This is a genomic window from Fibrobacter sp. UWB7 (genome assembly GCF_900142945.1).
GTDB lineage: Bacteria > Fibrobacterota > Fibrobacteria > Fibrobacterales > Fibrobacteraceae > Fibrobacter.
The window spans coordinates 1-12,645 of the sequence record NZ_FRCO01000004.1; the positions used below are offsets into that span (position 1 = coordinate 1).

General features: G+C 50.0%; 10 protein-coding genes. 3 read left to right on the top strand and 7 right to left on the bottom strand.

Annotated elements, in window-relative coordinates:
- The first annotated feature begins 315 nt into the window (after nt 1-315).
- Together BUC30_RS11690 and tsaA are read left to right on the top strand one after the other, a co-directional pair.
- Nucleotides 316-2,877: a VPS10 domain-containing protein gene (locus BUC30_RS11690; RefSeq protein WP_073425032.1), complete on the top strand. Its 2,562-nt coding sequence runs from the start codon at nt 316-318 to the stop codon at nt 2,875-2,877.
- A gap of 95 nt (nt 2,878-2,972) precedes the next feature.
- Entirely contained in the window at nt 2,973-3,650 is a 678-nt protein-coding gene (tsaA, locus tag BUC30_RS11695; protein ID WP_073425033.1) for a tRNA (N6-threonylcarbamoyladenosine(37)-N6)-methyltransferase TrmO, read from the top strand.
- 355 nt (nt 3,651-4,005) lie between these two features.
- On the opposite strand, the gene BUC30_RS11700 is transcribed toward tsaA, so the two are convergent.
- On the bottom strand, nt 4,006-5,220 hold the full coding sequence (locus tag BUC30_RS11700; protein ID WP_073425034.1) for a sialate O-acetylesterase: 1,215 nt from the start codon (nt 5,218-5,220) through the stop codon (nt 4,006-4,008).
- A gap of 151 nt (nt 5,221-5,371) precedes the next feature.
- Between BUC30_RS11700 and BUC30_RS11705 the strand changes: the two genes are divergently transcribed.
- Nucleotides 5,372-5,926 (top strand): hypothetical protein, encoded by a 555-nt coding sequence (locus tag BUC30_RS11705; protein ID WP_073425035.1) that lies wholly within the window; start codon nt 5,372-5,374, stop codon nt 5,924-5,926.
- On the opposite strand, the gene BUC30_RS11710 is transcribed toward BUC30_RS11705, so the two are convergent.
- The 6 genes from BUC30_RS11710 to BUC30_RS11735 all read right to left on the bottom strand — a co-directional run bounded on the left by BUC30_RS11710 (nt 5,923) and on the right by BUC30_RS11735 (nt 12,626).
- Nucleotides 5,923-7,938 (bottom strand): transglutaminase-like domain-containing protein, encoded by a 2,016-nt coding sequence (locus BUC30_RS11710; protein ID WP_073425036.1) that lies wholly within the window; start codon nt 7,936-7,938, stop codon nt 5,923-5,925. The two genes, BUC30_RS11705 and BUC30_RS11710, sit on opposite strands and share 4 nt — an antisense overlap.
- Nucleotides 7,935-9,269: a DUF58 domain-containing protein gene (locus tag BUC30_RS11715; protein WP_244536613.1), complete on the bottom strand. Its 1,335-nt coding sequence runs from the start codon at nt 9,267-9,269 to the stop codon at nt 7,935-7,937. Before BUC30_RS11715 ends, BUC30_RS11710 begins: the two co-directional genes overlap by 4 nt.
- A 50-nt stretch (nt 9,270-9,319) precedes the next feature.
- A complete protein-coding gene (locus tag BUC30_RS11720) occupies nt 9,320-10,231 on the bottom strand; it encodes an AAA family ATPase (RefSeq protein ID WP_073425037.1) in 912 nt (303 codons plus the stop codon).
- An 81-nt stretch (nt 10,232-10,312) separates the two neighbouring features.
- Nucleotides 10,313-11,086: a glycosyltransferase family 2 protein gene (locus BUC30_RS11725; protein ID WP_073425038.1), complete on the bottom strand. Its 774-nt coding sequence runs from the start codon at nt 11,084-11,086 to the stop codon at nt 10,313-10,315.
- 20 nt (nt 11,087-11,106) lie between these two features.
- On the bottom strand, nt 11,107-12,189 hold the full coding sequence (locus BUC30_RS11730) for an NAD-dependent epimerase/dehydratase family protein (protein WP_073425039.1): 1,083 nt from the start codon (nt 12,187-12,189) through the stop codon (nt 11,107-11,109).
- Complete coding sequence (locus tag BUC30_RS11735; RefSeq protein WP_073425040.1) at nt 12,186-12,626, bottom strand: hypothetical protein; 441 nt, start codon at nt 12,624-12,626, stop codon at nt 12,186-12,188. The genes BUC30_RS11730 and BUC30_RS11735 overlap by 4 nt, the downstream gene beginning before the upstream one ends.
- Nucleotides 12,627-12,645 lie beyond the last annotated feature (19 nt).

A 12,645-nucleotide genomic window follows, 5' to 3' on the forward strand; every position in this document is an offset into this window, starting at 1 on the left:
TTGAGTCCTTTAAGAAAAAGCGCAAATTCATCTCTTGTCATTTTAAATCCTCATATAACGGCAAGGATCATTCCCCACCTATTACATTAACACGCTATTTTGAGGAAAAAATTCCGGAAATTTTTCTTTTTTTGCGTAAAATGATTTAAACACAGAAAAAGGGGCATAACATTTTACAACCAACCTCATTTTCAAAATGTTCTCAAAATTTTTCTCAAATTAAGGTTTATATAAGAACCGCTTTTTCAAATATTTATATATATTAACTATAGTTTTAAGGGTTTTAATTGTTCTCAAAATTCCAACGGAGACGATATGTTTGGTAAAATTTCAATAATCGGCATCGCCGCACTCGCCCTCGCCACGAGCGCAAGCGCCGAAAAATACGAATGGGGCAACGTCCGCTTCGATGGTGGCGGATTCGTTTCTGCCGTGATGTTCCACCCCAAGGCCGAGAATTTGCTTTACGCCCGCACTGACGTGGGCGGTATCTATCGTTTCGATTTTCAAAATAAGACTTGGATTCCGCTAATGGACTTCATCTCGGAAAACGACAAGGGCCTTTACGGTACCGAAGCTTTTGCTCTCGACCCCAACGACCCCAAGCGCATTTACGTGCTGGCAGGAACCGGCTATTTCAGCAAGGGCCGCACGGCCGTGCTCCGCAGTGAAGACTTCGGCGCCACCTGGGACACTAGCTATGTGGAAATGCTCGCCCACGGTAACGGCATGGGCCGCCAGACCGGCGAAAAGCTCGCCGTGGACCCCAACAAGGGAAACATCATCTTCTGCGGTAGCCGCACCAAGGGACTTTACAAGAGTACCGACTACGGCAAGACCTGGACAAGCGCCTACAAGGTCGCCCTTTCTACCGCCACAGAATCCAGCCTGAACGGCGTGAACGGCATCAGCTTTGTGATGTTCGACGAATCGCAGGGCAAGAACGCCGACGGTTCCACCAAGACCATCTACATCGGCATTTCCGAAACCAAGGATAATTTGCAAGTAAGCCACGACGGCGGCGCTACCTGGGAAGCCATCAAGGGCGTTCCCACAGGACTCATGCCCCACCGCGCAAAGATTGTCGACGGAGACATGTACGTAACATTTGCTGACGGCCCCGGTCCGTATAACATCGCAAGTGGTGGTTTTTACAAGTACAATATCGCTGGAGGCACGTGGACCGACCTTACCCCGAGCGATTCCGTGGAACACGAAGGCAGCACCACCAAGAGCTACGAAAAGGACAAGAGCTCTTACGGCGGCGTCGCCATTGACCCCAAGGACAAGAACCACATTGTGATTTCGACGCTGGGCAAGTACACCGGCCGCCACGTGACCAAAGACGAAAAGGAAAACTACGGCGACCGCATCTATGCCACCACAGACGGCGGCAAGACATGGAATCACGGTCAGCATTACAATGACATTCCGAACATCGACGCCAACGGCACCGACTGGATCCCGGGCAACGCCATCCACTGGGCGGGTTCTCTTGAAATCAACCCGTTCAACAACAAGCAGGCCTGGGTCACTAGCGGTAACGGCATCTTTATGACCGAAGACGTTTCGGCAAAGGTTCCTCTCTGGAAGTTCATGTCCAAGGGTATCGAAGAGACTGTGCCGCTCGACATCGTGAGCATTCCGGGAGGCCCGCTGGTCACCGCCATCGGTGACTACGACGGCGCAGTCTATACGGACATCAAGCAGAGCGCCCAGCGCCACAAGCCGACCATCGGCACGACCGAAAGCATGGGTTACGCTCCGCTCACCGGAAGCTTGGTGCGCACAGGCGTGATTACCGTTTACGGCAAGTACGATTCGCAGAACTTCAACGTGATGTACCGCAGCGACGACATGGGCAAGACTTGGGACAGCGTGAAGACCACGCTCAAGGGCCCGAAGGGCTTGGTGGTACTTTCTGCTGACGGCAAAATCATGTTGCACCGTCCAGACCAGGGCGCCACCGTTTACCGATCCGACGACAATGGTGCCAGCTGGACCGCCGTTGAAACCGGAACGCAGACAAACTATTCCCGAATCGTCGCAGACCCGGTGGACCCCAAAACGTTCTACGTCATGGGCGGCATGGGCTCGCTTTACAGATCTACCGACGGAGGCAAGACTTTTGCTGAATCCGAAGCCCGTTTGCAGAACGAACAGGCCGGCGAATACTACAACGGCGGCGGACTCATCCGCACCGTTCCTAAGAGAGAAGGACATCTTTGGGTTCCGATGGACCAGGCTCAAGTCTGGCAGCCGAAGGGCTTCACGGAATACGGTCTTGCCTACACAGAAGACGGAGGCAAAAGCTGGAACCGCTGTGAAGGCGCTTCTACCGCAATCGCCGTGGGCATCGGCAAGGCCAAAGAAGGCAGCGACTACGAAACCATCTTCATCTGGGGCGCGGCAAAGTCCGGCGATCCGATTGGCATCTACCGCAGTACAGACAAGTGCAAGACCTTTGAACGCGTGAACGACGACTTGCACCAGTTCGGCGGTCCGGGTAACGGAAACTTCGTGCAGGGTGACATGAACACCTTCGGCGTTGTTTACATGAGCACCGTGGGCCGTGGCACCATCGTGGGCGCTCCGGAAGGCACTAAGTTCGTCGAAGTTCCGCCCACCGGCCTCAACAAGGTAGCACTCAACATTGGCAAGGCAACACTCACGCAGCAGAATAGAACTTTGCAGGTGAATGTTCCGAGCGAAAGCAAGCTTGAAGTTATCGCGCTGAACGGCAAGACGCTCCTCACTGCAGACGTGAACGGCAACAGAAGCGTAAGCCTCAAAAAGCTCCCGAACGGCAAGTACATCGCAAAGGTTGTCGGCGCTAACGGCAAGTTGCTCTTGAAAAAAGCGATTGCGATTAAATAAGTTTCAATAATCATCAATCCCACACTTAAAAAGGCTAGAGTCCAAAGCGAATGCTTGCAAACTCTGGCCTTTCTTTTTTGCTATGTTGTTAGGCGATGCAAGAACTGACGTTTAGAATTATTGCGCGAATTAAAAGCGATTTCCGTGAAAAGTTTGGCATTCCGCGACAGAGCGGGCTTGTGCAGAACTTGCGTTCCACAATACGCTTTGAACCGGAATATCGCAATGCCGATGCACTCCGCGGTCTTGAGGGCTTTAGCCACTTGTGGATTATGTGGATTTTTTCGGAAAACATCCGCAGCACATGGAGCCCAACCGTGCGCCCGCCTAGACTCGGCGGGAACAAGCGTCTCGGCGTTTTCGCCACACGTTCAAGCTTCCGCCCGAATCCGGTGGCACTTTCTTGCGTGAAGATTGAAAACATCAACCTCGACGGTCCTGAAGGTCCTGAAATCGTTGTGAGCGGCGCAGACCTCATGGACGGCACCCCGATTGTCGACATCAAGCCGTACCTCCCCTACACGGACGCGCATCCCGAAGCGGTCGGCGGTTTTGCAGACGCCGTGAAGCAGAACAAAGTACACGTCAAGAACCCCGAAGTACTTGCAAAGCTGAGTGAAGAAAAACGCACCGCTCTGATAGAAGTCTTGGAGCAGGACCCGCGCCCCGCTTACCAGAACGATCCCGAGCGTGTTTACGGATTCAACTTTGCCAAATTTGAAGTCAAGTTCAAAGTTTCAGGTGACGAGCTCGAAGTCGTGAGTATCGAATAAGTGTTTCCGCAACATTTCATTCTCAAAAAAGACTTTTTCCCAAAAACATGCTACTAAAACACGAAATTCAGCGATTTAGTAGCACAATTTTCGACTTTATATGTAGTAAAAAAGGCATAAACAACCCTGTTCGTGCTACTAATATTTCGTTTTTTGATATTTAGTAGCATATCCAACTCAAATTTCAGCGTTTACGCCCTAATTTTCAATTACTTTGTATCAAAATCATGCTACTAAAATTAAGTTTTCAATGATTTAGTAGCACATTTTAACACATTTCACTCTTTTTTCCATAAAAAAAACACAAAGAAAGAGCCCCGTGCGAACACGGAGCCCTTAGCGTGAGGAGAACTTATTATTGTAAATTCACGCGTTGTATAATGTATGACGACGATGTCATAACGCTCATCATATAAACGCCCGCAGGAACTTTTCGCTTAGAAACCAGAACGTTACTCGAACCCGAGCTCAACAAGCGACTCACACTAGCCACCTCTGTACCGAGCACAGAATAAAGGCGAATATTCACAAAGCCAGCATTCGATAGAGAAAGCGGAACTTGTACAAAATCACCTGCATACGCCACATGACCAATCGACACAGAACGCACGGCATCCGAGAAGATAATTCCGCCTACAGTCGAACTCGAAGAAACATCAACACTCGATGAACTTTCCGCTTCTGACGAACTCGACTGCGTTTCGCTACTGCTCGATTCAGCAACAGGATCCAACTTGCTTCCGAGAACCTCAATCATCTTTTCGGCATAGCGCTTGCCAAAGTCGCGGTATTCCTGCGAAGTAAAGTGGACATTCTGTCCATCGCCAAGAGCCTGATTAAATCCTTCGGATGAAACTACATAAAAGTTTTTTGACTGTTGCGGGAGTTTAGCGATATTGTTGTTCGCGCCCTTGCTAGAGCCGCTACGCAACACTTCGCCCGCAAGGAACGGCACATCATTGCCAAGACCCAAATCCTTAATAATGTTATCGTAAACCTTTTTGACCTTGGAGGGCCATTGACCGTCACCAGCATCCGTTTCACCCTGGTGGAAGATGATCCCCTTGATGACACCATCTTCTTGAGCCTTCTTAGCCATTTCAATCAAGCGACCGTAAGGATTTCCACCATATTCATTAATGCGCTGCGTCATCCAGCTCTGCTGGGACCTAGCATAATTGGCATAGCCATCCTTGTCGAACAGTTGGATACTGCACCCGGCAACAGCCACGACGATAACACCCACCTTAATTTTAGAATCCGTCTTTTCGACCATCGTGCGGCCAAAATAGTCCGTAGGTCCAAGTTTTGCGCCCTGACAATGCGCCAACGGAGGCACTGCCGTAGCCCATTTTCCCTTGGTTTTCCCTGAACAAGAACCATTATTTGCCGCCCAGAGCACCTGGAAACGTTCGTCAACGGTCTTATCCTGACTACCGACGTCGCCCTGGCCTTCCATATTGGATTGGCCAAAAGCAAGATAAATGTGGAAATTTGGGTCTGGGGCAGCATGAGCCGACACGGCAAGCCCCAAACCGAAAAACAAGCCCACGAAACGCGAGACTTTCATCTAACACTCCTTGGGGCACTGAAAATGCCCCCCAACAACTTTTCATAATATATTCTCTATTCACAAAGAATGTTAAATCTTTGGAAAATCGCGTTGTAGGGTTCTGCAACATTGAATTTTTTATATATATTCCCACTAAAAAGAGGATTTTATGACAATCAAAATTTTGGCAACCCTTGCTGCAGCCGCCATGCTCGTCGCTTGCGGTGATGATACATCGACCACCCCTCCGTCCAAAGCACAGCAGTGCTCCACCGGGCTTTCCGCAGATTGCCTTATGGGCACCTGGAGCATCAACGGACCGACCGTTACAAGAACCGTTGAAGGAGAAGTCGTATCCCTCATCGACCCGAGCCACGACTTAACCGCAAACCCGGCAACACTCAAGTTCTATGTCGATGCCAAAAACGTCAATAAATTTGAATTCGTCAACTCCAGCTTAAGCAAGGCAGATTGCATTACCGGCACAGGAAAGACCTATGGCGATTGGAGCATCGCAGGCACTTCGCTCACGCTCGTGGCCAAAATCGGCAACGAATGCATGGCAAAGAGCACCATCTCGGTCACCCCCACCATCGCTGTCAACGGCAACCAAGTCACTTTAACACTCCCCTCCATTTTCTTCATGGAACCGGAAATGAAGCAATCCGACGCTGTTGAAAAGCAGACTGCAAGCGAAGTCTACAAGTTCGAAACAGCCAATTAAGCACGCCAGCGGTTGCGTTCGTATTCACGCAACTGCTCTAATGCGGCAGACAAATTTTGTTCAAAGTGCGAGTCCTTGCGGCTCGCCTTTTTTGTTGTTCGCACAGTTGTCTGCACAGTATTTAACGACTGTTCCACACGTTTAGCAAAAACGGGAACAGTCTCGCCGGGAGCTCGATTGAAGCCCAAGCGAGCAAGTCTTTTTTCAGCATCATCAATGAGCGCAATCCATTGGGCAGCACTCTTCGAAACATTTTGTTGACTTATTTGGCGACGATGCCCACGGAACTTGAGCAAAGCAAAAACAAGGAGCAAGACAACAAGTACAACGTAAAGTACAGGGCTAGAAACGATACGTTCCGAAGCGGTTTGCCAGCTATCGACAATACGGCGCCACTCGCCATCCTTGAGTAAATGCATCACATAAGAGAATCGACCTTTCAAACCTTCAAGCTTTGTTGAAAGCCAGGAGGGTTTTGCAAAAGTCATTTCGGTCAATGGCGGTGTCGGATCAAAAATGTACCACTTATGGTCGATATAAACTTCGACCCAGGCATGGCTATGACGCCGGCGGAAAGTCGCATACGGACGCCCCGCAACGTGTTCAGGATGAGCAAAACCAGTCACGTAGCGCGCAGGGATTCCCTGATGACGCAAGAGGAGTGTCGCAAGCGTTGCGTAGTACTCGCAATAACCTTCCTTGGTTTTCCAGAAAAGAGCAATGGGGTCGGTTTTAGAATTTGGAGTTCGACCGGGAACGATGTACGAGTATTTGAAATTATGGATAAAATAGGATTCTATTGTTTTTAAAGTTTGGACCGGATGCGCGAGCGGGAGTGACATCGCTGCGGCGATCGTGTCCAAGAGCGATATTTCTTTACTCGGGATTTGCAAAAAAGCCGAAAATGTCGTTGAAGAGTCAACCGAAGAAAATGCCGAGGAATCCGCTGGTAAATGCGCTGTAATCGCAAGTGTTTCCGCAGAGTCCGGCACGTAATAATACCAGTCGCTACGAGTTCCATTCGCGCCCGCAAAAATATTCGTCGAATAGTAATCCAAGGAGTCTGCATTTTTGCTCGCCACGCCCACAACATTCGCAGGCGCAAACATAAAGCCAAAATTGTTGAGTGTCGCTTGCACCCAAACTGATTTGACGTTTGGAGCTACAGCCGCTGAATCTTCGGATTCAAAGACTGCATAATCTACGCGATAACGAGCCGGATAAAGTTTCTTTTCGGCCTTTGTTGGGAGTTTCCAGATGCCTGCCACATATTTTTCGTAGGCAGCAGCACGCAGATACGAGGGAGCAAGAGTGTCCCAAACGCGAAGGACAATTTCGCTATTGTACTTGGAATTGTAATTACTGGAGAAGGAGCCCAATGCAGCCACGGGATCAAATCCCATCACGCGATTTTTCACGTAATACTCTTCAGCCCAACGGCCACTATAATAGCGATTGCTCTTCCAATATTTAAATCCGAGATACGATGAGCCACACAAGCTCGCATAAAGTAATACAAAAAGCAGCCGCTTGTAAAGAGCAACGTGCGGACGACCGAACGCATATACAGCAAGCAATAGCGCCACAACAGCACTGATTACGCTTGCGCGAGGCGCTTGGAACAGTCCCATGAAAAGCGCAGCAATGCCATTAAACACGACAAAGACTTCGTAGCCGCCATTCCCGAGACTCCGCTTTTGCAACCATGCCAAGTAAAGTAAATACCATGCCGGGATAAAGACCAAGTACGGCGAGACGCCCATTTCAACGCTCGGCGTGAGTACCCACCACAATGCACACGGGACAATCGCACCGTATGCGAAAATTTTTCTGTAACGCGGGATTTTTCTCTGGTTCGTCGCAGACTTTGAAAGCAAATATTGTTTGACGTGAATCGCGATAAACAAGGCTGCAAAAACAAAGCCAAGAATTTCAAGTCCACTTGAAACGCCCAAATTGATGGAAACGATGCAGAAGAAAATCGTCTTGCAAATTTCACGGAAGTTCATCATAGACTGACCTCCGCTTCGCGGGAACTTTCAGGCGAACGCTCTAAATGCGCTCGTTCACGATGCAATCGTTCATTAAAAACGCGTTCGAGAAGCGCCGCGTTCACAGCCAAAACATCATCGGAAATTGCGATCTTAGATTCGTCCGTCAACTTGGAATGCGCATCCAAAATCACCTGCTTATGCACAAGCGGATCTTCAGTCGCGAAAAGCCCCATGCGGAGCACAGGGCCAAGCGGGCGTGCCGCCGGTGACCAAAGTTTTGGCGCACTTGTCGCACTTCGAGAATTTACAGTATTTCGAGATGCACGCGGACCTTTCGAAGTGCGCGCCTCTAGCCAAGACGCAGCCGGGATTCGCGCAAGCGCTTCCAAGAAGCTCACGCCACCATCCCCCTGCACAAGCGCAATTTCGTCATCACCAATGAAGAATCGCCCAAGCGCCTTGCGTTCCAAAAGCCACAAACCCACCCCAGCCGCCAAACGAATCAACATTTCAACAGCCGATTTTTCGCGCAAGTTACGAGCAGTTACATCTAGCACGAGAATCGCACCCGCGCCACGTTCCGTTTCAAATTCTTTCGTGAATGGCTTTCCGTAACGTGCAAAAGCCTTGTGATGCAAATCGCGCAAAGAATCGCCCTCGCGATATTCGCGCACGCCCACAAAATCCATCCCGCGTGTAAGACTCGGCATCAGCAGCGGAGCAAATACAACACCGCTCGCGCCCGATGTCAAAAACGGGAACGCTCCCACACGCAACGGTCGCGGGAACACAAGCAATTCCGCTTTCCCTGCATTCGCCGCATAACGCAAGGCACCATTGATTTCCGGAATAATCACCGCCACTTTTGGGATTTCAAATGCGCCGCGCTTTTTCGTCTGGATTTTGCAAGTGAGTTTCGCCGTCTCGCCCGCAGCAATCGCAACAAGTGCGGACTCTTCGCACTTGAGCGATGGATCCATGCGGAAACATCCAAGCGACACCGCATTTAGCTTGTCTTCAGCAGTAACATGCAAGTCAATGGTCGACGTTTCCCCCTCATAAACGTTCCGGACAGAAATGTCGCCCGCCTTGAACTTGCTCTTGCGTGCGGTCATAAAAAGGCATGGCACAAGTGCCAAAAAATACATGAAATCCAAGCCGCAAAACACCCACGCCGCCCAGAATCCAGGCACCGCTCCCGCAAACATCGAGAACAGCATCAGCGCTGCCGCCGCATGCCCCACCTGCGTAAAGCCTTCTTGCCAAATGTAGTACAAACGCATCAAGAGTCCCTTGCGCTTGGGACTTCTCGGAATGGCGTTTATAAACCAGCGGAAAAAATGCATCATAAAAACTTCACTGGATCCTTCCGCCTTTGGCGTCAGGATGACGAAACGTATTACTTCGGCACTCGCACCAGTTTCAAGATGCCTTCGAGAATTTGTCTAGAGGCACCGGGCGTGTTCGAATCTTTTGCAAACACACGATGTTCCATCACCGGGAAGAACACATGTTGGATGTCATCGGGATTCACGAAATCGCGACCCGCGACATACGCGCAAGCTTGTGCCATCTTGATGAGGTTGATTCCCGCACGCGGGCTTGCCGCCAAACGCACTGCCGGATTTACACGCGTTGCCTGCACCAGCGAAACCACGTACATTTCAAGAGATTCATCAATGTGAATCTTACGGACATCGTTCCGCACTGCAATAATTTCATCGGGAGTCGTCACCGCCTTGAGCGTGTCAAGCGGTCGTCCATCGCGATGCGCGCGCAAAATGCCAAGTTCCGTTTCCGCCGTCGGATACCCAAGGGAAAGGCGCACCAAGAATCTATCCATTTGCGCTTCAGGTAACGGAAACACGCCATGGAATTCCACAGGATTCTCGGTTGCAAGCACCATGAAAAGTTTCGGGAGCGCATGGCGTTCTCCTTCCAGCGAGACCTGGCGCTCTTCCATCGCCTCCAAAAGCGCACTCTGCGTTCTCGGAGATGCACGGTTGATTTCATCCGCCAAAAGTACCTGCGTAAAGACAGGTCCCTTGCGAATTTCAAACTCGCCCGTATTCGCCTTGAACACAGCGCCACCCGTCACATCGGCGGGAAGCAAATCCGGAGTAAACTGGATACGCGCAAAATCAGCGCCAATCGCTGCGGCAAGCGCCTTTGCAATCGTCGTCTTGCCCGTCCCCGGCACGTCCTCGATAAGCACGTGACCATCGGCAAGGAGCGCCATCACAAGCATTTCAACCTGATCCTGCTTGCCAAGCAGAACACCATTCAAAGCATGAATTAAATCTTTAACCATGCTTATAATATATGTTTTTTAGTAGGAAGTAGGCGGCAGGAAGTAGACAGTAACCAGTTATTCAATTTTTGTGAGTAGAACTTAAAGCTTCGAAGCTCGCATTCTTCGCCAGATTTGGCACAAAACGCGCAAGCCGTACGTGACCACATTGAGGTTCGATTTTTCATCAGCGTAACGCGTCGGGATTGGGAGTTCCGCAATCGCGAAACGGCGAGCATCGGCAATCGCAATCAGTTCCAAATCGATATCAAACGACATGCTCAAGCGATTCAGATCAACGGTTTTCAGGAATCGCGAAGAATAAACGATAAAGCCACTGTGACGGTCCGTAAGTTTCACACGGAAAGCCAAATTTTCAAGCGCCGTCAAAAACGCTCCGCCAACGCGCTTGTACAAAGGCATGCCACCGCGTTTTGCCTCCCCCGCAACCGCATGGCGCGAGCCCTGCAACAAGTCGAGATTGCAGTTTTCCATTTCGGCAAAGAACGCGCCCAACTTTTCAGCAGGGTATTGATCATCTCCGTGCAAGCATGCGACAAACGCCGCACCAGAAGCTATTCCTTCCGCAAGGCCCTTTTTGACAACGGCACCGTAGCCGCTATTTTGTTCAAACTTAAAATATTCAAAACGCGATTTGAGGTCGCATGCATTTCCCGCACTTTCCGCATTTTCCGCGCAATTCGACATAAAGTGTTCATACGCTTGAGCCGTTCCATCACGCGAGCCATCGTCAATCACAAGCACGTGTGCACGCGACAAAACAGATTCATCAATTTTGGAGAGGACATCACCAAGTGTATTCTCTACGTTGTACGCAGGAACAAAAATAAAGTAATCTATCGCAGAACAAGACATAACTGGATCCTTCGCGCAGCTCAGGATGACGATTCAGATCCATAGTGATTTACAAACCATTCGAGCGATTCGCGCAGAACGACGTCAATCGGAGTCTTTGCCTTAAAGCCCAGCAAGCGTTCCGCCTTCTCTACAGACGGCAAACGGCGCATGGAATCTTCGTAACCTTCGCCGTAATATCCTACGCCAGAAACTACTTCCGGTTCAGGAATTGTATCAACACTTACGCCCTTGATTTCGGCAAAGATCTTGCGCATTTTATTGGCGAGTTCCGCAATCGTAAGTTCGTTTTCCGGATTCCCGATGTTAAACGCCTGTGACAGCGGCGATTTTTCCGCGGCATTTCCTGTTGCACTTGTCGAGAGTTCCGCTTCAAACAGAGCGAACATAAAATCGACCGCATCAAATACACTCGTGAAACTGCGCTTTGCAACACCGCCATTCACAAGCTTCAGCGGCTCGCCACGCACAAGAGCCGAGGAGAAATTCGCGAGCACTCGCGGAATGCCCGAGCCATCGACGCCCGGCATAAAGTCCATGTACGGTCCGACAAAGTTGAACGGTCGAACCACCGTCCACTTCAAATTTTGGAGACCTGCAATATAGCGTTCCGTCAAAAGCTTTGCAGTCGCATAGCTCCAACGGCTCGCCGTCACCGGTCCAAAGGTCAGCTCGGATTCGTCTTCAACAAGCAAGTCCGAATCCGCCGACGTGCGCCCGTAAATCTCAGACGTCGAAAAATGAATCAACCAGGAACCCGACTTTGCGCAAGCATCAGCCAAAGCTGCCGGATGGTCGTAATTGCTGCGGATAACTTCAGGAGCCTCCGCCATGTAGCGACTCGGCGTGCAAATTGCCGCCAAATTCACAACAATCGGATATTTAGCAATACGTTCAACGACGCTCTTATCGGCGAGGTCTGCGACCATGAACTCGCAACGTTCGTCATTCAGTCGGTGCTGGATTCTATAAAAATCCAAATCAACGCCAAAAACGCGCCACTTAGTGCGCGTCAAAATGGCGTCGAGAAGGTGACAACCAATAAAACCACCGCAACCAACAACGGCTACGGTGATACTTTGATCATTGAATTGAGGAATCATTCCTTGACAATGAAGAGACCGGAGTTGTTGCCCTTATTCTGCTTGTTGTACGGAGCAACGCGGATAGCGCCAGTCATAGTAGCTTCAACAGATTCAGCATCGAGCTTGACCTTTGCCGTATAGCAGGTCTTGCCATCTGCAGATCCATTCAAGTCATAAGGTTCATCGAGCAAATCAATGCCCTGATCGCTAGCATTCTTCTTGAAGATGATGCGGTAGCCATTGTCTTCAACAGCAACACCGAAAATAACATCAATCGTTTCGCCAATCTTGAACGTTTCGCCACCAGCCGGATAAACAACCTTGATGCCAGTTGCTTCGCTTACAGAGCAATCGTAAGTCGGAGTGGACGGAGCTGCAGACGGAGAATCGTCATCGCCACCGCAAGCAAAGAAAGCAAGGGAGCTAGCCAAAATCAAAGCATGGGAAAACTTCATAAAATCCTCTTCTCAAGTT